General features: G+C 60.8%; 20 protein-coding genes and 2 pseudogenes. 12 read left to right on the plus strand and 10 right to left on the minus strand.

Annotated features, from left to right (window positions below; all coding sequences use genetic code 11):
• Positions 1-4: 4 nt before the first annotated feature.
• The 3 genes from BRAD3257_RS39865 to BRAD3257_RS30490 all read right to left on the minus strand — a co-directional run bounded on the left by BRAD3257_RS39865 (position 5) and on the right by BRAD3257_RS30490 (position 6096).
• Positions 5-4720 (minus strand): beta strand repeat-containing protein, encoded by a 4716-nt coding sequence (locus tag BRAD3257_RS39865; RefSeq protein WP_160118874.1) that lies wholly within the window; start codon positions 4718-4720, stop codon positions 5-7.
• Positions 4721-4790: 70 nt separating this feature from the next.
• A complete protein-coding gene (locus BRAD3257_RS30485; protein ID WP_122404964.1) occupies positions 4791-5354 on the minus strand; it encodes a hypothetical protein in 564 nt (187 codons plus the stop codon).
• A gap of 124 nt (positions 5355-5478) precedes the next feature.
• Complete coding sequence (locus tag BRAD3257_RS30490; protein ID WP_122404965.1) at positions 5479-6096, minus strand: sigma-70 family RNA polymerase sigma factor; 618 nt, start codon at positions 6094-6096, stop codon at positions 5479-5481.
• Between the two features lie 702 nt (positions 6097-6798).
• Here BRAD3257_RS30490 and BRAD3257_RS30495 point away from each other — a divergent pair.
• The 5 genes from BRAD3257_RS30495 (at position 6799) to BRAD3257_RS39870 (ending at position 12592) form a co-directional block, all read left to right on the plus strand.
• Entirely contained in the window at positions 6799-6996 is a 198-nt protein-coding gene (locus BRAD3257_RS30495) for a hypothetical protein (RefSeq protein ID WP_244607743.1), read from the plus strand.
• Positions 6997-7125: 129 nt separating this feature from the next.
• Positions 7126-8376 carry a beta-barrel domain-containing protein gene (locus tag BRAD3257_RS30500; RefSeq protein ID WP_122404967.1) on the plus strand — a complete coding sequence of 417 codons (1251 nt, stop codon included), beginning with the start codon at positions 7126-7128 and terminating at the stop codon, positions 8374-8376.
• A 3-nt stretch (positions 8377-8379) separates the two neighbouring features.
• Positions 8380-10776, plus strand: coding sequence for a peptidase domain-containing ABC transporter (locus BRAD3257_RS30505; protein WP_122404968.1), 2397 nt, complete (start codon positions 8380-8382; stop codon positions 10774-10776).
• A gap of 460 nt (positions 10777-11236) precedes the next feature.
• Positions 11237-11509 (plus strand): hypothetical protein, encoded by a 273-nt coding sequence (locus tag BRAD3257_RS30510; protein ID WP_122404969.1) that lies wholly within the window; start codon positions 11237-11239, stop codon positions 11507-11509.
• A 927-nt stretch (positions 11510-12436) separates the two neighbouring features.
• Positions 12437-12592 carry a hypothetical protein gene (locus BRAD3257_RS39870; RefSeq protein WP_160118875.1) on the plus strand — a complete coding sequence of 52 codons (156 nt, stop codon included), beginning with the start codon at positions 12437-12439 and terminating at the stop codon, positions 12590-12592.
• A 985-nt stretch (positions 12593-13577) separates the two neighbouring features.
• Here BRAD3257_RS39870 and tnpC read toward each other — a convergent pair.
• The 7 genes from tnpC to BRAD3257_RS42045 all read right to left on the minus strand — a co-directional run bounded on the left by tnpC (position 13578) and on the right by BRAD3257_RS42045 (position 19962).
• Positions 13578-15056: an IS66 family transposase gene (gene tnpC, locus BRAD3257_RS30520; RefSeq protein WP_122406836.1), complete on the minus strand. Its 1479-nt coding sequence runs from the start codon at positions 15054-15056 to the stop codon at positions 13578-13580.
• Between the two features lie 122 nt (positions 15057-15178).
• Positions 15179-15535, minus strand: a complete 357-nt coding sequence (gene tnpB, locus BRAD3257_RS30525; RefSeq protein WP_122404971.1) for an IS66 family insertion sequence element accessory protein TnpB — start codon at positions 15533-15535, stop codon at positions 15179-15181.
• Positions 15532-15960 (minus strand): IS66-like element accessory protein TnpA, encoded by a 429-nt coding sequence (tnpA, locus tag BRAD3257_RS30530; RefSeq protein WP_122404972.1) that lies wholly within the window; start codon positions 15958-15960, stop codon positions 15532-15534. Before tnpA ends, tnpB begins: the two co-directional genes overlap by 4 nt.
• Before the next feature lie 2047 nt (positions 15961-18007).
• The gene (locus BRAD3257_RS40135; RefSeq protein WP_162500414.1) at positions 18008-18169 is read right to left on the minus strand and encodes a hypothetical protein; all 162 of its coding nucleotides are present in this window, start codon (positions 18167-18169) and stop codon (positions 18008-18010) included.
• An 850-nt stretch (positions 18170-19019) separates the two neighbouring features.
• Positions 19020-19280, minus strand: a complete 261-nt coding sequence (locus BRAD3257_RS30550) for a hypothetical protein (protein WP_160118877.1) — start codon at positions 19278-19280, stop codon at positions 19020-19022.
• A 191-nt stretch (positions 19281-19471) separates the two neighbouring features.
• Positions 19472-19765, minus strand: a complete 294-nt coding sequence (locus tag BRAD3257_RS30555) for a hypothetical protein (protein WP_145987044.1) — start codon at positions 19763-19765, stop codon at positions 19472-19474.
• Between the two features lie 86 nt (positions 19766-19851).
• Complete coding sequence (locus BRAD3257_RS42045; RefSeq protein ID WP_430648833.1) at positions 19852-19962, minus strand: tyrosine-type recombinase/integrase; 111 nt, start codon at positions 19960-19962, stop codon at positions 19852-19854.
• Between the two features lie 607 nt (positions 19963-20569).
• Here BRAD3257_RS42045 and BRAD3257_RS30565 point away from each other — a divergent pair.
• The 7 genes and pseudogenes from BRAD3257_RS30565 to BRAD3257_RS39395 all read left to right on the plus strand — a co-directional run bounded on the left by BRAD3257_RS30565 (position 20570) and on the right by BRAD3257_RS39395 (position 24875).
• Positions 20570-21028 (plus strand): annotated as a pseudogene (locus BRAD3257_RS30565) (winged helix-turn-helix transcriptional regulator).
• 358 nt (positions 21029-21386) lie between these two features.
• Complete coding sequence (locus BRAD3257_RS30570) at positions 21387-22037, plus strand: hypothetical protein (protein ID WP_122404977.1); 651 nt, start codon at positions 21387-21389, stop codon at positions 22035-22037.
• 275 nt (positions 22038-22312) lie between these two features.
• Positions 22313-22747 (plus strand): annotated as a pseudogene (locus BRAD3257_RS42475) (ParB/Srx family N-terminal domain-containing protein); the annotation flags it as partial.
• A 138-nt stretch (positions 22748-22885) separates the two neighbouring features.
• Positions 22886-23641 carry a DNA-methyltransferase gene (locus tag BRAD3257_RS41320; RefSeq protein ID WP_244608038.1) on the plus strand — a complete coding sequence of 252 codons (756 nt, stop codon included), beginning with the start codon at positions 22886-22888 and terminating at the stop codon, positions 23639-23641.
• Positions 23631-24053, plus strand: a complete 423-nt coding sequence (locus BRAD3257_RS30580) for a DUF5681 domain-containing protein (protein ID WP_122404979.1) — start codon at positions 23631-23633, stop codon at positions 24051-24053. Before BRAD3257_RS41320 ends, BRAD3257_RS30580 begins: the two co-directional genes overlap by 11 nt.
• Positions 24050-24385 carry a DUF5681 domain-containing protein gene (locus BRAD3257_RS30585; RefSeq protein WP_145987045.1) on the plus strand — a complete coding sequence of 112 codons (336 nt, stop codon included), beginning with the start codon at positions 24050-24052 and terminating at the stop codon, positions 24383-24385. The genes BRAD3257_RS30580 and BRAD3257_RS30585 overlap by 4 nt, the downstream gene beginning before the upstream one ends.
• A 256-nt stretch (positions 24386-24641) precedes the next feature.
• Positions 24642-24875: a hypothetical protein gene (locus tag BRAD3257_RS39395; RefSeq protein WP_145987046.1), complete on the plus strand. Its 234-nt coding sequence runs from the start codon at positions 24642-24644 to the stop codon at positions 24873-24875.
• Positions 24876-25277: the final 402 nt, after the last annotated feature.

Genomic DNA, 25277 nt, shown 5'->3' on the forward strand with positions numbered 1-25277 from the left:
CCCACTAGAGGACGGCATCGTGAGTTCCAAGGTGATCGATCTGAGTAGCATCCACGATATCGGGAGGCGGCGGCGCGGGATTTTGGACATCGGCAGCCACCGGCGCCGAAATATCTTGGGCCGGTACGGCGTCCGCCTGAGACGTAGCCGTCTGCGGGGGCGCGATGTCGCCGCTGAGCGAGACGCCATAGTCTGTATACTGGGTTCCGTTGAACAGCGTATCTGCCGGAGGCGGTGGCGCATCGTTCAACGCGATCACATCGCCCGCGACGGTGGTCGTCACCGCAGCATTCGATGTGTCCGTCACGACGTTCTGCGGGGCAGCGGTCACGGATCCCGAACTCTCGATCGGAGCGTCAGCTGTGCTGGCGAGCGCAAGAAGGGTGTCGGCCGATCCAGACGTTTGAGCGCTGCCGGTGTCCGGCACGGCCGGGTCTACGGGCTCGGTCGTGCTGAGCGAGTCTCCGGCGCTGGTGAGCACCGGCCCGCTCGCGTCAGCGACCGGCGCCGTACTCACTGCAGCATCGCCGGCCACACTGCCCGTGTCGGCCGGTTGCGCCACGTCGCTCGACGCATCGGTCAGCGGAGCAGCCGTTGTGGTGAGCACGGGCTCGCTCGTGTCAGCGACCGGCGCCGCACTCGCATGAGCATCGCCCGCCACACTGCCCGTGTCGGCCGGTTGCGCCACGTCGCTAGTCGGGTTGGTCAGGGCGGCAGCCGTTGTGGTGAGCACGGGCTCGCTCGTGTCAGCGACCGGCGCCGTACTCACTGCAGCATCGCCCGCCACACTGCCCGTGTCGGCCGGATGCGCCACGTCGCTAGTCGGGTTGGTCAGGGCCGCAGCCGTTGTGGTGAGCACGGGCTCGCTCGTGTCGGCGACCGGCGCCGCACTCGCAAGAGCATCGCCCGCCACACTGCCCGTATCGACCGGATGCGACACGTCGCTGGTCGGATCGGTCAGGGCCGCAGCCGTTGTGGGGAGCACCGGCTCGCTCGTGTCAGCGACCGGCGTCGCACTCGCAGGAGCATCGCCCGCCACACTGCCCGTGTCGACCGGATGCGCCACGTCGCTGGTCGGATCGGTCAGAGCCGCAGCCGTTGTGGCGAGCACGGGCTCGCTCGTGTCAGCGACCGGCGCCGCACTCGCAAGAGCATCGCCAGTCACACTGCCCGTGTCGACCGGTTGCGCCACGTCGCTCGACGCATCGGTCAGCGGAGCAGCCGTTGTGGCGAGCACCGGCTCGCCTGTGTCAGCGACCGGCGCCGCACTCGCAGGAGCATCGCCCGCCACACTGCCCGTGTCGACCGGATGCGACACGTCGCTGGTCGGATCGGTCAGAGCGGCAGCCGTTGTGGCGAGCACCGGCTCGCCCGCGTCAGCGACTGGCGCCGTACTCACCACAGCATCCCCAGCTACACTGCCCGTATCGGGGGGCTGCGCCACGTCGCTCGGCGCATCGGTCAGCGCAGCAGCCGTTGTGGCGAGCACCGGCTCGCCCGCGTCAGCGACGGCCGCAAGAGAATCGCCCGCCACACTGCCTGTGTCGACTGGATGCGAGACGTCGCTGGTCGGATTGGTCAGAACGCCAGCTGTTGTTGTGGTGAGCACCGGCTCGCTCGTGTCAGCGACGGGCGCCGCACTCGCAGTCACACTGCCCGTGTCGGCCGGTTGCGATACGTCGCTCGTCGCATGGGTCAGAGCCGCAGCCGTTGTGATGAGCACGGGCTCGCCCGTGTCAGCGACCGGCGCCGCACTCGCAAGAGCATCGCCAGCCATAATCGCACTGTCGGCCGGATGCGAGAGCTCGCTCGCCGGATCGGTCGGAGCGGCAGCTGTTGTGGCGAGCACCGGCGCGCTCGTGTCAGCGACCGGCGCCGCACTCGCCAAAGCATCGCCAGCCACACCGGTGGGCTGTGATACATCACCAGGTGCACCGTTGGCCGTATCCACTGCCAACCCCACGATCTCAAAGGCTGGTGCTGAACTCGCCAGGGTGTGAGCTCCCGTGCTGTCCGATGCAACCGTTTGCGGCAACGTGGTCGACTGACTGTCTGGAACAGTCGTCGGGCCAACCACCTCGTTGCTCAGCGTGCTCACGGTGTCGGCGACGGTCGTGAGCGTCGGCGGCACCGCATCGACCGACGCGATTGCGCCGACGACGTCGTTGGGCAGCGTACTGACGGTGTCGGTCACCGTCGCGAGTGCGGGCGGCACCGCCGCTTCGACCGCCGCAATCGTCCCAACCATGTCGTTGGGCAGCGTGCCCGCAGTGTCGGCCAAGGTCGTGAGCGTCGGCGGCACCGCCTCAACCGGCGCGATTGCGCCGGCCACATCGCTAGGCAGCGTGCTGACGGTGTCGGCCAGGCTCGTAAGCGTCGGCGGCACCGCCTCAACCGGCGCGATTGCGCCGGCCGCGTCGTTGGGCAGCGTGCTGACGGTGTCGGTCACCGTCGTGAGCGCCGGCAGCACGGCCGGTTCGACCGCCGCAATCGTTTCACCCACGTCGTTGGGCAGCAGCGTGCCCGCGGTGTCGGCCAAGGTCGTGAGCGTCGACGGCGCTGCCTCGGCCGGAGCGATTGCGCCGGCCACGTCGCTGGCCAGCATGCTGACGGTGTCGGTCGTCGTCGCGAGTGCGGGCGGCACCGCCGCCTCGGCCGCCGCAATCGTACCAACCACGTCGTTCGGCAGCGTGCCCACGGTGTCGGTCGCCGTGGCGAGTGCCGGCGGCACCGCCGCTTCGACTGGCGCAATCGTAGCAACCATGCCGTCGGGCAGAGTGCCCACGGTGTCCGCCAACGTCGTGAGCGTCGGCTGCACCGCCTCAACCGGCACGATTGCGCCGGCCGCGTCGTTGGGCAGCGTGCTGACGGTGTCGGTCATCGTCGCGAGTGCTGGCGGCACCGCCGCTTCGACCGGCGGGATTGCGCCGGCCACGTCGTTGGCCAGCGTGCCGACGGTGTCGGTCACCGTCGTGAGCGCCGGCGGCACTGCCGTTTCGACCGCCGCAATCGTTCCAACCACCGTTCCAACCACGTCGTTGGGCAGCGTGCCCGCGGTGTCGGCCAAGGTCGTGAGCGTCGGCGGCACCGCATCGATCGGCGCGATTGCGCCGGCGACGTCGTTGGGCGGCGTGCTGACGGTGTCGATCACCGTCGTGAGCGCCGGCAGCACCGCCGGTTCGACCGCCGCAATCGTTTCACCCACGTCGTTGGGCAGCAGCGTGCCCGCGGTGTCGGCCAAGGTCGTGAGCGTCGACGGCGCTGCCTCGGCCGGAGCGATTGCGCCGGCCACGTCGTTGGCCAGCGTGCCGACGGTGTCGGTCACCGTCGTGAGCGCCGGCGGCACTGCCGTTTCGACCGCCGCAATCGTTCCAACCACCGTTCCAACCACGTCGTTGGGCAGCGTGCCCGCGGTGTCGGCCAAGGTCGTGAGCGTCGGCGGCACCGCATCGATCGGCGCGATTGCGCCGGCGACGTCGTTGGGCGGCGTGCTGACGGTGTCGATCACCGTCGTGAGCGCCGGCAGCACCGCCGGTTCGACCGCCGCAATCGTTTCACCCACGTCGTTGGGCAGCAGCGTGCCCGCGGTCTCGGCCACGGTCGTGAGCGTCGACAGCGCTGCCTCGGCCGGAGCGATTGCGCCGGCCACGTCGTTGGCCAGCGTGCTGAGGGTGTCGGTTGCCGTGGCGAGTGCCGGCGGCACCGCCGCTTCGACTGGCGCAATCGTAGCAACCATGCCGTCGGGCAGCGTGCCCACGGTGTCCGCCAACGTCGTGAGCGTCGGCTGCACCGCCTCAGGCGGCGCGATCGCGCCGGCCACGTCGTTGGGCAGCGTGCTGACGGTGTCGGTCATCGTCGCGAGTGCCGGCGGCACCGCCGCTTCGACCACCGCAATCGTTCCAGCCACGTCGTCGGGCAGCGTGCCCGCGGTGTGGGCCAGGCTCGTGAGCGTCGGCTGCGCCATCGCGCAGACCTCGCCATCCGGTAGCGTGCTGACGGTGTCGCTCGTCGTCGTGAGCGCCGGCGGCACCATCGCCTCGACCGGCGCAATCCCTAGCACCACGTCATTGCTCAGATCACCGACCATTCCAAGCAGGGGAAAGGAGCTGACGATCGACGGGCTAGACGAGCCGCAAAGCAAATCAGATCGAATGGATTCGAGCGTTGACCCACCAGACACTTCAGTGCTTCCGACGTCCGACTCTGCTGACGGCGAGTTCACGCAACTGACGTTACTAACGTCGGCCGAGGTGTGAGCATGGTGCTTGCAGGACTCGGCATCTTCGCTACCTCCGCCCTCACCCCCATAGTTCGCAGCGGCGATCGCGTCGCCACGAGCGGTGCTCGGTCTCGGCGTGTGTTCATGCGGCTCCGCCGGGAGGCCGGTCGGATCGAGCTGAGCCACATGCGTCTCCGACGAAGCGGCCAGCCCCTTAGGCCTCTCATCCTCCGGGCCCGGTTTCGCAGGATCGGTCGCAGGCAGCTGGTCGTCCGTCGCTTGCGGCCCCGCTCCTGCCTGAGCGGTTGTCGCGTCTTCTTGCTCGGCCAGCGCGGATTTGAACGGAGCCGCAAGGAACTCTTCGCAGGCGATCAGCGGGGCAATGAAGAACGACCAGGTCAAGAAACTGAAAGATCCGGATCGCTTGTCAGCGCGCTGCACTCCGGCTTCGAAAATCTTCCGCTCTTGCTCGAACAGTTCGCGCTTTTCCACCTGCTGCATGACCGCCGCCTTTCTCGTTCAAAAACCACTCTCGCCCGGCAGTATTCACCGCCAGCGTCTCTTCGGCATGTCAGGCGTTCGTGTCGTGCGGCGTATCCGTCGCCGTGTCGAAATGCCCTACGTCGAAGTGATCCGTTGGGCCCATCAAATCGATGGCGTATTCGAGTGCATCGTCGCAAGACATCGAAGCGAGCGCGCCCTGTATGTCACCCGAATGATCGGGACCGTGCGAGCTGAAATCACCCGCGAATTCACCATGGGAGAAGTCGAACTTGGCTAGCGCTTCACCCGGACTGCGATCGGTGTCGCCCCTGCTGCCATCGTCAGCCCCCTTGTCCCAATAATCCTTGGGCTGGTATTCGCCGTCCTTGACGTCCTTCCAGCTACCATCGTGCGCTGGGTAGTCGCCCTTGGCGTCTTTCGGGTAGGCGCCCATGCCGCTAAGCTTGGAATAATTGTCCTTTCCGTCGCTGTTCGAAGACTCGTCGTTACCCCTACGATCGTCATTCCACTTTGACTGCTTGCCCTCGCCGCAGTCGTCGGGCTTGGTCGACGTGCATTCCTCGGGTGGGACGCCGGTTCCTGCAAGCTTTCCGAGCCCGAGAATGCTCGTAACGCTGCTCAGGATAGACATGGCTTCGCTCCTCGCTTCAGCTTTGCGACGGCACGAGGGTCACGCGCGCGTGCCCTGCCGGGATCACCACGCGGTCCACCCCTACTGTCGCCGAAGCACACCCGTGGATGCATCGGCGAAGAACTCATTCGAGCTGCCGGCGCATGGCCACGAGCTCTCTCCGGATCCACGCCTTGACGGTTCCGACGGGAACCCGCAGACATTCGGAAATCTCCTCGTGCGTGCGCCCGTCGACGATCGCCAGAAGCAGGCTCGCGCGACGCTGTGGCTCAAGCTGGTCGAGCATGGTTCGCAGCGTCATGCTGTCTGGGATACAGGACGCAGGGTTCGGAGTGGTCTGTTCGCGCGCGCAGATGGCATTCAATGCATCATCCTCGAGCGCGAGTTCGCGCCCGGCGTTCTGCCGCATCTTGAGCGCTGTGTTGCGGACGATCGCGTAAATCCAGCCCCGGGCGGATCCTCGCGCAGGATCGAAGTCTTTCGCACATCGGAGAATCTGCGCGAATGCGTCGTGGATGACGTCCTCGGAACGCGATCTGTCGTGCACGATCCGGTGCGCCATCGCGCGCAGTTGTTCCTTCTCCCGGGCGTAGATCTTGCCGACGGCCGACTGCGATCCGGAGGCGCACTCCAGCAGAGCGGTTTCGTAATCAAGCGCCGTCTCGCAATTTGAATAACCCTCGTGCCGCGCTGGGGCGGAGCGAGGCGTTCCCTTCGTCACATCGGCGCATGGATGGGGCATGGTCGAAGTAACCCCTCACAAAGCAGATTCGCGACTGCTTTCACCTGCAGGACTGCCCGTGGCATTTAATGCCCTGCATTTAAAATTAATTTAAATGATCCGTTTTAAAAAAATACGAAATCGACCGTCGGCGAACTCAAGTCAACAGCATCAACTTCGTTCCCGACGTTTTCAAACTTTTTCCCGACCGCCAAATGGCCAACGGTCGTCACCGGCGCAGGCGGGTAATGCGTCGTGCGCGTCAGCCAGGCAAGTCGCCGTGCGAAGCGACGTTATCCCTTTCGTCGACTTCGAAAATGGAGGCTTCAAAAACGGTCGCTAAGTCGCATTCATAACTTTAGCGCACACATCTCCGACCACGTCTAAGACCTTTGCGCAGCGATCATGCAGCCAAAAGGCTAAGGCGGTTCTTGGACCGAACTCCGCTATAGCGTCCCAGCGCGCGTTCGTTCGAAACGCGTCGCATCTCCGTCACGCCGTCAAGAAGATCCGAACGTCCAATTCGTTATGACGAAACCGCACCGTCACCCGCTTTGACTCACCTCGCATAAGACGTTGCACAATCAGGATGCGGCAAAGCGTCAAACGCGTGCCGCTCACAAAATTTGCGCGGCCGTGCATCCAAATTGGCGTCTTGCACCTAGTGATGACGTGGCAACAGTTACATCAATGTTCCGCCACTTACATCGAAAGGAGGCCAACATGCTAGAGATGACCAATCTTGCTCACCCTATCGAACTGTCAGATGAGGAGCTCGATCTCGTGGCCGCCGGCACCGGCGGCTGTGGGTGCCATGATGGATCACTGATCCGAACTGGCGACATCAATGTCCTCAGCGGAAACCAAGTTCAGGTGGGCCTGCTGTCCAAGCAGTCCCAGTCCCAAATCTTTGTTGGGTAAAGCCAAGATGCGTCGGCGAACCGCTTCTCCATAAGGGGAAGCGGTTCTCCGGTATCGACCCGCAGTCTTGCTGCGGCGGAACGCTACTCCGCGCAGCGCTGATGAGTAAGAGCACAGCAAGGCGCGCCCATGGCGACTCGGCCAGCTCTATTTCGCAAGGAAGCCGTCGATTTTTTGCATCAGCGCCACAGCTGGGGTGAGGTCGTATTGCTGCAGCCGCTATCGAGCACGCTCCTTAGCTGGAGCCTGGTGGGGCTCGTCATACTCATTCTGTGCTTTCTCTCCATCGCGCAATACGCGCGCAAGGAGACCGTCTCCGGGTATCTCACGCCGACCTCCGGCACAGCCAAGATTTTCGTGCCACAACAGGGCTTCGTTAAAGCGATACAAGTGAAGGAAGGGCAAGAGGTTGCGGAGGGTGACCCGCTCCTGACCGTAGTCACTTCCCAAATCACCGCCAGTGGCGATGACGTCAATGCCACCGTCCTTGCAGTGCTGACGCAGCAACGCAATGTGGTCGAGCGACAGATCGATGCGGAAGATCGACGAACCGCCTCGGAACAGGATCGCCTCGCTTCCACGATCAAGGGGATTGAAGGAGAGATTGCCCAGCTCGAGGACCAGCGGAACATCCAAAACGAGCGGCTGAAGCTTTCCGAGAGCTTCGTATCAACGGGCGCTAAGCTAACCGCGAGCGGCGCATTGCCAACGATTGAGCTCAAGCGCCGCGAGCAGGCCGCCCTTGAGCAAAAGCAGAGCGTGGTCTCGCTGGATCAGCAGATCACCGCACGGCGCACCCAATTGACAGACGCTCGGCATACACTCGAGCAACTCCCCACCGTCGCCGCAGAGCGGATCCGAGGACTGCGTAATGAACTCTCCTCGATCGAACAGCGCGCGGCCGAGGTGAACGGGCGGCAGGCTTACGTTATCAGGGCGCCAACGAGTGGCCGCGTGTCCACGCTGCAGGCGACTGTTGGCCAGATCGCCGATCCAAGGCATATGCAGCTCGAAATCATTCCCCTTGATGCGCACTTGCAGGCGGAGCTGTTCTTTCCGACACGCGCGTTTGGCTTTGTGCGCCCCGGCCAGCAGGTTAGAATACTTTATGAGGCATTTCCTTATCAGAAATTCGGCACCTACCGCGGCAGCGTGACAAAGGTCTCCCACACGATTCTGACCGGCAACGAAACGACCGGGCCGATCACCCTCAAGGAACCAGCTTACCGTGTGACGGCGGCTCTCGAGCGGCCCGACATCGACGCCTATGGCCGCAAGATGCCGCTTCAGCCGGACATGCTGCTGCGGGCCGACGTGATCCTTGAGCAACGGTCCCTGATGAGGTGGCTGCTCGATCCGGTGTTGAGCGCGAGGATGTAGCGCATGCAGGGACTTTTGAATTTCAGCGGACGCAGATCCCTCCCAGTCATCCGGCAGACGGAGGCGACGGAGTGCGGGCTCGCATGCCTCGCCATGGTAGCATCTTATCATGGTCATCGAACTGACCTGAACAGCCTGCGGCGCCGGCATCCGGTGTCCCTAAAGGGCGTCACTCTTCGCGACCTCATGCAGATTGCAGCTCACCTCGGGCTGGCATGTCGGCCGCTGCGAATCGAGATCGGCCACCTCTGCCAATTACGTGTGCCGGCCATTCTGCATTGGGACATGGCTCATTTCGTTGTTCTGAAAGCATACAGGAGGAAAGGGATCGTGGTGCACGATCCGGCAGCCGGCGAAAAATGGCTCCCCCTCACTGAAGCGTCTAGACACCTCACCGGGGTCGCGCTCGAACTCTCGCCCACTGAAAAGTTCTGTCGCACGGATGAAAGAGTGCGGCTGCCGTTCTCGGTGTTCTGGAGCGGAATGAACGGAAGCAATTATGCTTTCGCCCAAATATTAGTTCTGTCGGTGGTCATCGAAATTCTTCTACTCGCCGCCCCTTTCTATATGCAACTCACCGTTGACGAGGTCATCGCCAGAGGAGATGTCGATCTGCTGATCGTACTCGGGCTAGGATTCGCGCTCCTTCTCCTGATACGGGTCGCCTCGACCGCGACCCGCTCGTTCATCATTCTTGTTCTGCAGAACACGTTGAGCTTTCAAATCGGCGCGCGGCTGTTTCATCATTTGGTGCGCTTGCCACTCTCATTCTTCGAAAAGCGGCACATCGGCGACATCCTGTCTCGCTTCAACTCGATCGAACCCATCCGCAACGTGCTCGCGGAGGGATTGATCACGGGGCTGATCGACGGTCTCATGTCGGTGTTGATGCTGGCGTTGATGTTCACCTACAGCGTCCAGCTCGGACTTGTCGTCCTGCTGGCGTTCGCGTTGTATGCCGCCCTGCGGCTCGCTCTCTTCGGCATGTTCCGACAACGGAGCGAAGCCGCCATTCACAGCAAGGCAGACGAGAACTCCACCTTCATCGAAACCGTGCGAGCGGTGCAAAGCCTAAAGTTGCTCAACCGAGAGAACGAGCGGGAGGGCCAGTGGTTGAACCGCTATGCTGCGTATATTAATGCCAACGTGCGGCTAGGGCGGGCGAGGATCAGCTTCAAAGCCATGAACGACACGATATTTGGCTTGGAGAACGTGATCACGATCTACCTTGCCGCTCGTCTCGCACTGGACAACCTCATCACGGTTGGCATGATATTCGCGTTCGTCAGCTACAAGCTGCAGTTCGCTGAGCGGACAGCGCTGTTGATCGAGAAGCTGGTGGATGTCCGCATTCTCGGACTGCACCTGGAGCGTCTTGCCGACATTGCGCTCACCCCGCTCGAGCGGGGGCACGACCTGGACCTGTCCTATATCCGACAGATTCGCGGCGCGATCGAACTGCGTAACGTGTGCTTCCGGTATGCAGAAGGAGAGCCTCTGATTCTCAACAACGTCAATCTGTGCGTTGCTCCCGGACAATTCGTGACGATCATGGGACCCTCGGGCTGCGGCAAGTCAACTCTTGTCAAGATTATGCTTGGGCTGCTCGAGCCGACAAGCGGAGAGGTTCTGATCGACGGCCTTCCGCTGAGCCAGATCGGAGCGCGCGTCTATCGCGAGCAAATTGGCGCGGTGATGCAGGAGGATCAATTGCTGTCGGGGTCGATTGCCGACAATATCTGCTTCTTTGATACGACATTCGATCTGCAGGGGATGATCGAGTGCGCGCGGATTGCCGGGATCCACGACGACATCATGGCAATGCCGATGAGCTACAACAGCCTCATCGGCGACATGGGAAGCTCGTTATCCAGCGGGCAGAAGCAGCGAGTACTACTTGCGCGTGCGCTCTATAGGCGACCGAAGATCCTGTTTCTGGACGAGGGCACGGCACATCTCGACACCGAGAAGGAGAAGGAAATCAATGCGAATCTTCGGCATCTAAACATGACGCGGGTGAGCGTGGCGCACCGACCCGAGATCACCCAGGGAGCGGATATGTTCATCCGTCTTGGCGCGGCGGCGAAGCCATTTCGGGTCGGAATGACAAGCGACAGACCAGCAGCGGCGCCTGAGCGAGATGTCGGGGCCACCGAGTTTGCCGCCGAAGGCGCGAAATCGACCGAGACCGCGCACGCTCGCGATGCCTGCCCCGGGGGTGCCACGGGCAATGGCGCGAAGCGCGATCCTGGCTCGAGGGACGCCAACGACGACTGCCAACCACCCAAGGATTACGGCCGGCCGTCGAAAGACGACTGCAACCTCAAGCCGTCCGGCGACTGCGGCAAAGCCGATAACCCGGGTGAAGCGCTGGCCAAGATCGACTTCTCGCGATGCTGATTTCGGGTTCGCGCCGTCTGGATCTCGGGTGGCGTCGCTTCGATGTCGTCCGACGACGGGCTCGGATGTGGCATCGGCCGGCCAAACGCGAGACTGATTGATCCGCCTGAGGGTCAAATTCCGGGAGGGCAATCGAGAGAAGGGCCGTGGCCACAGAAGATGAGGCTCGCGCGCACCAAGTCGGAGCCCGCCAGGCGCGGGCTCGCCATTGAAGATCACCAGCACAGTCCTTTTATTGAGTTGGGCTGCGAAAGGCGCTCCGTCGCAGCTTCAGCATGCGGCTGCGCATGGCCAAATTTGCGCGACGGTGCGTCCAGATTGTCGGCTTCCGACTAGAAACAACATGGCAACCGCTACAGCAGGTTCGTTCGCAGGGTGGCCGAAAGCAGGCAGGATGCCCACCACGTACATCGACCAAGAAGCGAGCGATGCCTGGGCTTCTCCGATTGGAGGGTGAACGATGGACGTGCATGACGAGACAACCGATGATCTAATCGGCGAAGGGACCATCATCATAGACGGGCGCAACGAGAGAGTCTCTTACTGGCTCACCGTTTCTCCTGAGGGTGATCCCGTACTTGCTGAGGGCTCAATCTCGGGATCGGAACGACTCATAAGAAGCCTTACTAACGCAAGAAATGTCAAGCTTGCTCTGGGTGACGGGCCGGTTGTCACCCTCGAATGCGAAGGCGGCTCAGGCGAAGAGCAGTGGGTCAAGGCTCTGACGGGCTGAGAATCACAAGACTGGTATTTGGCTCTCCATAACAGGGCGTTCCGGCGAGTCCTATATTAGACCGGCCTAAGACCGAGGCGGAAGCAGCCCGTTGAGACACGCGTTCCAGTGCAATGATTGACCGAAAGCAGCTCCAGGATATGTCCATTGACGAGTTGTGGGAGCTGCACCAGGACGTCGATTCAGTGCTGGCCGCGAGGATAGCCGCTAAGAAGGAACTCCTCGAAAGTAGGCTCGAGCAACTTCGCGACCAAGGGCAGCAACCAGGAAAGGGTTCAGGCGATTCCTCTGAAAGCTAACGTAGAGGCGCCTTCAAGGCGGTTAGCGTGCCGACCTCAGCCGCCCTTGTCTAGTGCGTTCGTACCCACGCTTGGCACTCCGCGCAAACGTGTGAAGTTGTTTTTTTTGCTTTCGTCATCGACCATTTCCCTTTGTCGAAATCGGGCAGCCGGCGCTACAGGGATTTGCCGACAGCCAAATCGCGCAGGGCCTAACCTACCTTGTGAATACCAATGCCGCCGGCGATCGCCGGTGGCTCTATTCAACTGGTGTTCCGGTCGAAGGCCGCGTTCGGTGCGTCAGGTCTGTCGCTTCTCTATTTGCCAAAGTGTTCGAGCCTCGTTGCAAGCCTCGCCTGTCTCACCTCAGCCAAGCCGCGAGCAACGCACTCAACGGTATTTGCTATATGTGGTGGGATGCGTTTCCGAGCTTGGCTCTTGCCGAATGGATCGTGCTGCGCCTAAACGGCTCAGAGATCGGGCCGAAGAGTGCGCGGGACTGGCCGAGATCATGAAGGCCGAGATGGCCCGCGACAGCTACTGAAAGCTCGCTGAGGCTCACGAAGCTTGTGGCGAACAACGACGAATCAAAGTGGCACCGTTTTTTATTTCGCGCTAGCCTTGTGCCATACGCGAGTCGGGGGGATTCATGGAACGGAAGCCTTTCGAGAGCATGGCTCTTGAAGAGCTCTGGCAACTTCACACCCTCGTCAATGATGTTCTGGCCGGGAGGCTTTTGGCGAAGAAGGAAGAGCTAGAGCGCCGACTGGAGCTCCTCAAGCGCGAAGACAAAGCTCCCCATTAAGGCCTCGCAATCCGCTCGCCGGTTCGCCTGGCAGGACTAGCTGCTTGAGGGAACCTTGATTGCTGGCGCGAACCGCTCGGAGAATGTTGCGGCCTTTGCATCCCGTGCTGCGGAAAGGGCAGCCGAAATAAACGTCGAGCATCCGATGGTTGCGAGCACTAGGAGAGCCGCACCGAAAATCAGGCTACGCATTTGAGCCTCCCGCAACGGGCGTTACCAGCACAGTATCGGATTGCGTTGTTTCAGCTTCGCTTCGTTGGCGGCCTCAAATGGCTTCATACACGCGGCCGTGAATGCGCTCCATAACCTCTCAGGCGATTTGAGCGCTCACCCTCATCGTCCCGCGCGGCGACCCTGGCGCGCTCCTGCTGCTCCACAGTCGCGAGAAGGTCGAGCTGGCGGAAAGCAGGTCCTGGTCGTGCATAAACTTTACGCCGTTCTGCTTTCTGCCGGCGCTTGGACACCTTACGCACGGATCGAGAATACGCGGTTGACAGGATGCTGCAGTGTTCCCTCCGGGAACAAATCGACCTGGCTGGGACGCGGTAGTCGTCGTTTAAATTTGTTAAGGACTAGGTTCGCCGAAAAGGGAAGACTTCGAGCGGGTGCCCAACGGCGGCGCCAAAGAAGAATAGTTGGGGGCGTCCATGAGCACCCGCGGTCGAGCGGTGATACCTGCTGCTGCAATTCGCGAACGTCTTCAGAGCATCGTTTCTGCACTGGTTGAATTAGAGGAAATCCGAGCCCGAGTTCTCGCGGCTGAACAGAGCGAAAAACCAACAAGGCCCAAGCCGAAGAAGCGCCCCCGCCGAGGCAAGCCCACTAGCAGGAAGCGCTAGCCGCGTCGCCCATGGCTTGCGACCGCGGCGGGCGGCCAGGAGCGATCCTGCCTGCTCTCAGTTCGACTGTTGGTCTTGCGTGCCATCGTTCCCACGACCTGTTGCCAGCTCGTCCCCACGGGCAGAAATATTCGTAAGCGTCGTTCTCAGGCCACGGCTTTGAGGGCTTGAGCGCGATGAGCCCAGGGCAGTAGCTGGTCGATGTCGCGGTTTGGATGGCCGTTTACGATGCTGGTGAGCGCGTCGGTCAGGTAAGTAAGCGGATCGACGTCATTCAGCTTACAGGTTTCGACCAGGGATGCGATGATGGCCCAGTGCTCGGCACCGCCGTCGGAACCTGCGAACAGCGCGTTCTTCCGGTTGAGCGTGATTGGACGGATCGAACGTTCGACGGCGTTGTTGTCGAGCTCGATACGGCCATCATCGATGAAGCGCGTCAGACCCTCCCAGCGTGAGAGCGCATAGCGGATGGCGTCGGCGAGCTTGCCCTTCTGGCTGATCAGGGCGAGTTTTGCGTGTAGCCACTTCTGGAAGGTATCAGCAAGCGGCCGGCTTTTCTGCTGCCGCACGAGGCGACGCTCCTCGGCGCTGCGGCCGCGGATGTCCTTCTCAATCGCGTAGAACTCGGCGATGCGCTTGAGCGCCTCGCTCGCGATAGGTGCCGGGCCAGGTGTTGCGAGCTCATAGAAGTTGCGGCGCATGTGCGCCCAACAGAACGCAAGCTCAACAGTGCCCCGCTCAGCGAGTTTGGCGTAGCCGGCATAGCCGTCGACCTGCAGGATCCCCTTGAAGCCTGCAAGATGAACGATCGGTCGATCGGCTTTGCGATCGGGGGCATAGACATAGGCGACGCCCGGCGGATCGACGCCGCCCCATGGTCGGTCGTCTGCCGCATAGGCCCAGAGCTGACCGGTCTTGGTGCGCCCGCGGCCGGGATCAAGCACCGGCATTGTCGTCTCGTCGGCGAACAGCTTTGGCCGTTGCCTGAGCTTGCCGAGGAGGCGCTCATGCAACGGACGCAGATGGAAGGCTGCTTGTCCCACCCAGTCCGCCAACGTTGAACGATCGAGCTCAATGCCCTGACGGGCATAAATCTGCGCCTGCCGGTAGAGCGGCAGGTGATCGGCATATTTGGAGACCAACACCTGGGCGACGGTAGCCTCGGTCGGCAATCCGCCCTCGATCAGCCTAGCCGGGGCTGGCGCCTGCATGACCCCATCCTCGCAGGCCCGGCAGGCGTATTTGGGCCGCCGGGTCACGAGGATCCGGAACTGCGCCGGGACCAGGTCCAGCCGTTCGCTTCGATCCTCGCCGATCCGGTGTAGCTCGCCTTGGCAGCAGGGACAGGTCTTATCCTCGATATCGACGATGACCTCGATCCGCGGCAGGTGCGCCGGCAACGCGCCACGGTTGCCGCGGCGCTTGGGAGCTCGCGCATCGCGGCCTTCAGCTGCAGTGACGTCCTGTGCCGTCTTGCCGTCCGCGGCGACTTGCTCGACGTCTTCCAGGCCCAGCAGCATCTGATCTTCGGGTAGCGTCTCCGCCCGCCGGCCAAACCGGTGTCGCTGCATTTCCTTGATGATCTGACGCAGCCGTTCGCTCTCGCACCGCTCGGCAAGCAGCATCGCTTTCAGCGTCTCGAGATCGTCAGGCAGGGCGTCGCTCACACCCAAATCAGAGCATATTCGCCGCCATCTTGCGACGCGTTCGGCGCTCCTGATTCACTTCGCCGCAGTACTGCCAACAGCTATCCGGGCTGCGCTGGCGCCGGCGTCTCCCGCGCCTCATGCACAAGCCGCCAGTCAAGTCCTTCCAGCAGCGCCGATAATTGTGCCGCTGACAGGCGCATCACACCATCCTCGATCTTCGGCCAACGGAAGATCCCATCCTCAAGCCTCTTGGCGAACAGGCACAGGCCCGTTCCATCCCAGAACACCAGCTTGATCCGGTCCGCCCGCTTGGCCCGGAACACATAGACAGCTCCCGAGAATGGATCTGCACCCATGCTCTCGCGCACCAGGGTCGCAAGACCCTCCATGCCCTTGCGGAAGTCTACCGGTTTGGTCGCCACCATCACCCGGACCGCGCCTGACGGACCGATCACCGGCTCGCCTTCAGCGCCTGGACGATCGACGCGATCATCGCCGTGTCCGCCCCACGACCGGCTCGGATCGTAATGCCATCGATTTCAATCTCGATGATCCCGCTATCTGGCTTGCGTACCGCTTTGCGCTCCCGGTGAGCAGTCGGCGCCGGCACCACGGCGTCCACGACCGCGGGCACAAACTGTACTTCGTCCGCTTCGGAAAGACCGCCTGCGGCTTCTCGCAACTGACGCCGCCACCCAAACAGCTGCTGCGGCGACAATCCATGCCGTCGAGCCACGGCACACACCGAGTCGCCACTCGCCAGGATCTCCGCGACGATCCCCGCCTTGTCCTCGTCGCTCCACTTCCGCCGACGACCGGCTCCGGTGAAAACCTCAAGCCGCCGCACCGGCTCCGTGATAGCAGTATGCACTGTGTCCATTCTAAGCCTAACGGTCGAAACCGGACCGCAGACTCGCAGATCGCCCCGTCATCCGGTAGGTGGCCACTGAACAGCGCTTACAAATATTCCATGGACTCGGATTCACAAATTTGAATCCCAAGCGGACGATTTCTTGGGATGAAGCTGTGTTTGCCGACCAGACAGCGGCAGACCTCTCGGTCCCAGCTCCGTTTTTCGATCCGGAAAAACCTCCAGGCTGGGGCCGATGTGGTCTACTCCGGAAGCGAGCCTTTTCCTCCCAGCAGCCGCGCATAGTGCAGCTCGAGCCAACGTCCGGCCCGTACACGCCGGCCGATGATGGGCCTGCTCATTGATCTATCGCAATGGTCTCCTCGGAGGGATGGTCCTCCCAGGAAGCTTGCGATGGGCACGGATTACATGGCGGAAGCTGCCCGGCATCGGCACGTAGCCGAGGAGTACCGAACCCTAGCGTTTGGTACGTCAGATGAGGGGCTGCGTGGGATGTACCTTAGACTTGCAGACAATTACGATCTGCTCGTTGCAACGAAGATAGGATTGCCAGCAATCGCAAGCTCGTAAACTAGAGGTCGCTCCATTGCGACTTTATGCCGACTTGGCATTGGCCCATCTCGGATTTCTGGGCCCTTATGCTCGAGTTGTACCGACCTCGGCAGATGCCCACACTTCGACTGCTGTTGGAGGTTGAGCGGACATCAGCCGGCAAGCCGATCATGAGTACGTAGGCCCAGTTTTGGGCTATGCGGCGCCTCTGTCTGAGTCGCGATGATGCACTCAACGCCGGGGGGGCGCAACCATGGCCCGCGGATCATAGGCGCATCCACACCGAGCCGATTGGGTGTAGGCCGACAGGCGCGGGTCGATCCCGGATGCGCCTCGCAGAAGCGATCGATGATGTGGCTGACCTTCTCCCTGTAGTCGCGGTGCCAGTGTCCAAGGCCGTGTAGAGCACTTTCCTGACAGGCGATCGATTTAAGCTGAAGGATGCGGTCCATGGTTTGCAGGGCGCAATCGTGGAGCGTTGGCAGGTCGGGATCATCGGCAATGCTAGCACTCAGCTCTACATCCTGGTGTAGCAAACGACGCACAAGAGCACTTCCATCGGGCTGATCTACGACCTTAATCGGTATAAGCGCGTGGTCGCTCGGTTTCTGCAGTCTCGTTTGAGGGCAAGCAACGTCGCGCCCGTTCGATCTGTGCGTCAGTAGCGCCATGATTGCGTGCGTACATCTCGGCCACTTGTGCCGAATATTTCGCGACGTAGTATCTGACCTCGCTGCACGAGATGCGCCCCGTGGGCCTGTGGTGACGCGAAGCGAAGGCTTCGGACCCCAGCGGAATCAGCAACAAAGCAACAATAGCCCCGGCCCGTATGATCATTCTCGCCGCCCCCATCTATTTGTCTGGTTCGTTAGGAGAGAGCAGGCCTGAATCGCGCGCGCGACGCAAATTAACAATCGCGCACCGATCCAAAGAGCTGTGCGACTGTTGCTCCGACGCTTCGGTGCTGGGCGGGTAGCGGATAATGAGGTCGCAGTCGAGCGATCTGGCGTGAGCTTCCTAGAAAGCGGAAGTGGCAAGTTCGATCATCGCACTGCACGGCTCTACGAGCTCGCAAGAGCTATCTCCGACGAACCACTCTCCTTCGACGACTGGCTTTAGAGATACGGCCAGTCCTGGCAATCGTTCTCGCCTGCGCGGCTCGGAGGCGACGCCGGAGGGTCTGCAGTTCTCGAAAAAGTGCGACCAGTCGCTCGACCCGCTCGCCCAGAATAGTCGAATAGTTGTAAACTCGACCTCGATTACTCATTGCTGCCCAAACCATGATTGTTGAAAGCAATAGGGTGGTCGACAACGGGAAAAATATGCAATCCAGGGTAGGAACATACAACCCATAAATGATGACGGTATTAAAATCGGCCATGCCAACGTCCCGTTGTGACAGCGCATTCCTTTCACTTGCCTTTCGGGTCGTTTTCGTTCCGCAAGTTCGCCTGTTCGGCAACGCTACCGGCTTGGTCCCGCAGCATCACGCGCGCCCCGTCTCTCAGGCTAATTTTCGCTCGCTGGTTAACTGGTGCGGATCGAGCGCCGCATCATGAAAACACCGAAGCCAAAGCAACGGGCCGAGCAGGAGATCGGACGATTGGTCAGGCTCGCCCGGCAGGGATTTGGCACATCGAAGATAGCCGCCGAACTCGGCCGCCATGCTGGATCGGTGAGGCGCATGGCATGAACGTTGGGACTGCTGTTGAAGAAGTAGTCCCGCGAGCGGTGTTGAGCGCAGCCCGGCGGACCTACAGCCCAAAGCCTCGGCCAATCTCCTGCGCAATCTTGAGCGCGGCGTCGGTATGGCGGCCATAGAAGAACGCTCGATCAAGCTGCGAAAAGATACCCATTCCAAACAGCGCTGTGGCAACGCCTCTAAACATAGTTATGGACCGGGTTGAACGAACAGCAAAAGTTCAAAAACGGCCCCAGCCGCGGGTCGGGAGAAACAGCCGGGGCCGGCATTCCCATTCCAATGTGCCGCAATCGGCGGTAATCGGCACGTTCCTAGCAAGCCACGTGAAAGCTAATGAACTGTTTCGAAGGACCGAATTAGGAGCGAGGCGCCTGATCTCACAAACGCGCACTTCGCAACGCAACATAGCGGCAACGGCCCGTGTTGTACGTTGGGGAGCGCCCCCCGGAGTGGCATACTTCTCCTCGTGGGTGTGGATAAAACCCGGCGGCTCGCGTAGCATCGGCAAGGGTTCAACGTCTCACCGGGATCAGACAAATGAGCCGTTTCCTGCTGTGCAGCGTAGCCGCTGTCTGCCTCGCCGGAGGTTTGGTTTGCCATTCGTCCAAAGCGAATGCTGTCTTTTGGCGCGGCATCACCGCGCCAACTGACATCGATATTCATGGGTGGCCGATCATCAAAGAGCCCCCGCCGAGCCCATGCCAGTGGATACGGGTGAGCGGTGGCTACTGGGTCCGACAGTGCGTTTACTAGGCCAGCATTAGCCCATCGCTCAATTCAAACTTAAGGCCAAGGCGCACGTCGTGCGGTGGTGTTACTCCTCCTCAGTGCGGCGTAGGAGGGTGTCGAAAGATGACGGTAGATTTGCTATCGCATGCTCCAGCTCAGTAGCGATGGCCCGATAGCGCACGATCAGTCGCGCATATACGTCGCGCTTAGCCTGATTTTTTGCAACAATCTGAAGTCGCTCGCATTCAGCAATTTGCGCGCGCAGCAGGTCTAGTTGGGCTTGCATTTCCTTCATGCGCCGAGTTGATATTTCTGCGACATTGGCGTCAATGCAGAAAGTACCCACAAGCGAAGGTCCGCCAGTTGGATGCTAGTCTATCGCACCTAGGAGCCGGACGAACTCTAAGAACCCTAAAGGCCCGTTCGCCGGTGCAGCCTGACATTCGATGCGAAGATGAATAACGACCCGCTGGAACGTCTTGGTGCCATCGCGGGTCAGGGCATGCTTAGCTCCTTGGTGTTGCGCTGGCGTGGCGCTCACGTGCGAGTGAAGATCACGCGATCGGACTCCAAGCGAAAATCGCAGCGGTGCTCTTCGTAAGCCGCGAATTCGGAAAGAGCGAGTATGCCCGCGCTGTCCCATTCATCGAAGGCAACATCGCTGGTTGAGTAGAGTTTGGCCGCCTCGCTCTTGCTAATCCATCCGCTCGCGCCGACGGGTAAGCTTTGAAGAGCCACAGATAATGCACCTTCGGAGCTGGCATCGAGATGCAACGGCCAGGAGGGGGCGATTACCTTGCTTTGCCGAAACCGAGACTTAAACCAATCCATCAAATTAGCTCCCGAGCAATCGGGCCTGAAGTGCTTCGGCGGCGCGTTGATCCGCGTCAGCGTTTGAAAGAAAGTGCCCGTAGACGTCAAATACCCTTGATCGAGCTATGCCCCATTAGGCGCTGGATCTGCTTCGGGTTGTGGCCGTTTTCGATCCAGAGGGAAGCACAGGCATGGCGCAACGCATGCCGTATTATCCTGCCACAATCGTCTGCGGTGCACCAGCGTCGTCCAGCACCGACTTAGCAGCCTGGCTCGGGCTTGACTAACCGGCCCATTGCGGGAAAACGCGCCCGCTGGTGCGGCTTACGCGACCTTCCTGTTTACGGAAGCGCTGCAATCGACCGTAAACCGCCAAACGAGTGCGGCCTAACTGCCGGCCGATCTCGGTTGCAGTCATACCGCTTGCGATGAGCAGATGCGCCTCTTCCTCGGGCGACCACGGACGTATTTCCAGTCTATTGTTTGACATCGCCGATCTCTCCCAGCGACGGCACAGATCATCCATGCTCACGCAGGGCTACCAGAGTTCCTCGAACACAACGCCTACGATTGCCACTAGACCAGACCAAGCGGCAGCTTCGATCGCTGCGATCCTTTTCAAGCATACATGGTGACGCTGAACGCCAGCGGCGGCCGCGTCCCGGCCCGAGAGTTTCCTGCTCAAAGATAAAGCGCTGTGTGATCGACCAGCCGGGGCCGCATACTGCTTCGGCACAACGGCGCGATCCGGAAAACGCGGAGGAAGTTGATGAATGGGATGCACTCGAAGAGGAGCCGTGCTCGCTCGCCCGCACCGTCGCGGTGATCGGTGATCGTTGGAGTCTGCTCGTCCTTCGCGAGTGCTTTCTCCGCATCCGACGGTTTGACGACTTCCAGGCGTCGCTATGTATTACCCGCCATCTCCTCGCCGACAGGCTGAAGAGCTGGTGCGTTTCGGCGTGCTGCGGAAAATCCCATATCAGGACGCGCCAAAGGGTTACGAATACATTCTGACGCAGAAGGGCCTGGATCTGTACCCGATCATCATGTCGATCGTGCACTGGGGGCAACGTGCACATGGTCTATTCGCGCGGACGGCTGTTGCTGCACGAGCACAGGAGCTGCAAGAGGATGTTCGATCCCGTGATGGTCTGCTCTGAATGCGGTGAGCCGCTGGCGGCCAAGGCTGTGCATGTCCATCCGGGACCTGGTGCCCGGCACGTTTCACCGGTTCATGCAAAAGCACAGCAACGAGCGAAGAGTGGTCAAGAGCGGGCATAGGCGGATGACGCCATGGTCGCTCAGTCCAGTCGATTGGGCCGCGCCCCGCAAGGAAAGTTGACAGGGTTGAGGGCTCGTAGCGTCAACAATCGTACTTCCGGTTGGACAGCCTGTGGCAAGCGAGTGCTTGTCTTGGCGACCTCCAAATCGCCTCCAATGGGACGTTCGAGGTGCTTAGTTCGCATACCGGATTTGGAAAGCGCGGCGCGTCTGTTAGGAGGTGATGCGGGGGCGGCCTTTGTTCGACCGAGCGTCATGTTGCTACTCCTTGTTATCGAAGTAGCCACTCATATGCACGACGCTAGCTGCGTTTGAGAGTTGATTGGGAACTATTCTTTAGCTTTTTGGGAGCTCGCAAATGCCCTCTCCTCGTACGCTCGTGATCGACGCTCGCAATGAAACCCTCTTCGAATGCGGGGCCGCATTGCTAGCACTCCTCGCTTTTCCATCAGCGACGGATGCGAAGCGCGCGGAAATCGCAGCATCCCTTTGCGCGTCTCACCTACGAGCAGGCTTTGAGGAGGGTGGTGATCCAAACGAGCCGGTGAAAGCGAAGTATGCCTTCCGCGACAATAAGGTAATCAAGAGAGATCTAAAGCCTCTGCACCGACTTATTCGCGACCGCATGGCCGCTGCCAGAGTCGCTATTGCGTTCCTCAAACGCGCTGAAGGCCACCGCTTTAAACTTCCGGCTGGCGTGAAGCGGCTTTCGGTCAACCAACTATCTGAACTCGTAATGGAGAACGCGAACCAGTCCAGCCCAGAAAACTTCAAGACAAGGGTATGGCGGCCGAGCCTTCCGGTGATTCATCTTGCGGCCGCGGTTGCTGTGGCGATCAACGATCGGGAGCGCATGGGCGAAAAGAAGACTGGCTACGGCAATCTGATCGCCGACGTAGAATTCCTGTTCAACGTCCTAACATACACAAGAGAATTCGAATTCATGATCAAAAACAATAAATTACCTATCGCTCCCCAGAAGCTTGTGTCGATCCAATTAGGCCAATGACTGGGTTCATTTTCTTCCTCAATTTGTGAACTCGATGCCTGGCCGCCGAATAGGCGATCCTCTCGCCCTGCAATTTCAATTTTTGAGGACCAGGCAACGTGAAGATCCGTCTGAACATCGATCCGAAGCACATCCGCATGGCGCCTGGGAGATCCCTGCGATCGGTGTCAGCCATTTGTCCCCGAACAGCTCTGTCACCCAGGTAACCCGTGGAAGGAACTCATATGGCCAACTTATCTCAAAGGAGCGCCAAAGCTGCGGCTCGGCGCAACGCGATGGCCAATGCCGGCTTGGTCGAGCTTCAGATTCAATATCGAGCCGTCGAAGATCTTGTGCTGGATCCCCGCAATCCGCGACAACATTCCCAAAGTCAGGTCAATCAGATCGCGGACAGCATCTGCGAGTTCGGGTTTGTCATGCCGATCGTGGTCGACGACACCAGGCAGGTGGTGATCGGGCACGGCCGGGTTCTCGCCGCGCGAAAGCTCGGGATGCCGCGTGTGCCGGTCGTCGAGATCAGGCATCTATCGCAGGCGCAGCTCAAGGCCCTTCGGATCGCAGACAACAGGCTGGCTCAGCATGCCCACTGGGACGAGCGGCTGCTCGGCGAGAATTTTCTGGAATTGAAAGAGCTCGATCTTGACTTCGATCTTGCGATCACGGGCTTCAGCTTGCCCGAGATCGATCTGGCTATGCAGAAGCACGACGAAGGAGTGACCGTCGAGCCCAACGATGAAGCCGATGCGGTGACCGGGGTACCGGTTTGCCGGACCGGCGACACCTGGCAACTGGGAGAACACCGCGTCCATTGTGGCGACGCGACCTCCGAGGCTGCCTTTGACTACTTGATGACTGAAGAGCGCGCGCATGTCGTGTTCATCGATCCGCCGTACAATGTTCCGATCGACGGTCACGTCTCCGGGAAGGGAAAGATCCGCCATCGCGAGTTCGCCCAGGGCTCCGGCGAGCTCAGCCGAAAGGAATTTACTCGCTTTCTGACGCGTAGTTGCGCGCTGCTTGCAAAATACAGCGAAAGTGGCGCGATCCACTTTGCGTGCATGGACTGGCGTCACGCCGACGAACTGCTCGCAGCCGGTCGCGAAGTCTATTCCGAGCTGAAGAACATCGCGGTCTGGGTGAAGAGCAGCGCCGGCATGGGATCGCTCTATCGCTCCCAGCACGAGCTGGTGTTTGTCTTCAAGTCCGGCACCGGGCGGCACACCAACAATATCGAGCTCGGCAGGTATGGACGCAATCGCACCAACGTGTGGCACTACGACGGCGCGAGCACACAGGCGCGCAAGGGCAATAATCTGCTCGAGTTGCATCCGACCGCAAAGCCAGTGCAACTCGTGATGGATGCGCTGCTTGATTGCTCGAACCGAGGTGAGATCGTGCTCGACTCGTTTTTGGGTAGCGGCACGACGCTGCTTGCCGCCGAGCGAACGGGCCGCAGATGTCGCGGGATCGAAGTCGATCCACTCTATGTCGATACCGCGATCCGACGCTGGCAGAATCTGACCGGCCGGGACGCGGTCCGCCTTTCGGATGGCAAGCCTTTCCGCGAAATCGAAGCCGAGAGGGAGCAGGGCGATGAGCGGTGACCCGAAAAAGCCCTATGAGGTTGGATATGGAAAGCCGCCCGTCGCGACGCGCTTTCAGAAGGGCCAGTCCGGGAATCCAAGCGGTAAACCCAAAAAAGTCCCCCGGCTGCTCGACCCCGGAAAGGTCCTGGAGGCGATCGATAACGAAGAGATCAGTGTGACTGACAACGGCAAACGCAAGCGGATGACAAAGGTCGAAATCCAGTTTCGCCAGTTGTTCGTGAAAGCGATCAGAGGAGACATGAAAGCAGCCCGACTTATCGTCAAGATGGCCACTGAATACTTCGTGCCTGAGGCTCGAGGCGTCCCCGAGTACGAGTTCATCGGCACGACCGAGGCGGCACAGCGCTTCGGACGCGACTGGCAAGATCGCATAGACGAACTGAATGCGGAGCTGGGATATCCAAGATGAGCACTGGATACCGAAATCCGCCGAAAGCCAACCGGTTCAAGAAGGGCCAGTCTGGCAATCCGAAAGGACGACCAAGGCAAGCAAAGCGTCGGATGTCGACCGCCTATCTGTTCCGCAAGGTTGCAAATGAGCAGGTCGCAATCGAACTCGACGGTGGTGAAGTGATGATGACGCGCTGGGAAGCGCTTCTGCGCCAGATTCACACTCTGGCTCTGAACAAGGATGCGGGCGCTGCACGATTGCTTCATCAGATACGAAAACATTTTCCGGGAAGTGCCGCGCCCGGAGATAAGTTCATCACGGTCCTCAGCGACAACGACATGAAGCTTTGAGCAAGGGCAGTCATCGCCATTTAGGGAAGGGCGTGTGCACCGAATGGGCACGAAGACCGCGAGCGCCAGATCGCCGGGTCGACCGTGATCCACTACGCTCAAGCCATGCGAGGTGAAGTCATGCTCAGCACCATGCGTACTCGTAGAGGCGCAGCAGCAAGCCTGCTATCCGCGCGCGCTCGCAGGCGGCCGACGCCTATTTGACGCTTTGCGACGTTCTACGCGAGCTTATGAAAAAGATGGCCTGACTCGATTCTTGGGCTGCGCATCCGAAACGCCTGATCCGGGCGGCGGCCGGCACCCACAAAGCCAGAAGATTGCTCAGGTTTCGCTCGACTTCCTGTGGGAACAGAGCGTGTGTGGTGGCATCGCCAAACGAGAGTCCATGGACGTAGCCATCGCCAAGACCGCCGCGCCCGAGATCGAACTGCGCGAGCCACGGCTGCTTCTTGAAGCCGCAAAACCAACCAATTGCCTCGCGAGAGCCTAGGACGCCCTATGGAGCACTCCTAAGGCCTGCCCCGCCAGCGCCTCGGGCCTCCGCGGGCTCGCCCTCGTGCAGCATCCCGCTGCCGGAGAGGCAAGTCCTAATCTCCAAGCTCACCGAAACCCAGCTGTCGATTCTGAAAGCCGCCACGACGATCAAGTCGACAGCATCAGCCAGGCACTGGCCTATGAGGACAACGGCTACGATTACACGCTGAACTGGCTGTGATCGCACCCATTGCCGCCCGGCGAGTCTCACGACCTCACTGACGGCCGGCCCGGACGTGAATAGCAGCAGGTCAAAGGGGGCGCTCAGCGCTCTCTTTGGCGAATGGCAAATGAAGAAGAACGGGTCGAACTGCTCGGTGGCATCCGTCCGGCGGATGTGGACGTCGTGGAATTTGTC

The sequence above is a fragment of the Bradyrhizobium vignae genome (genome assembly GCF_900324035.1).
Classification (GTDB): Bacteria; Pseudomonadota; Alphaproteobacteria; order Rhizobiales; family Xanthobacteraceae; genus Bradyrhizobium; species Bradyrhizobium vignae.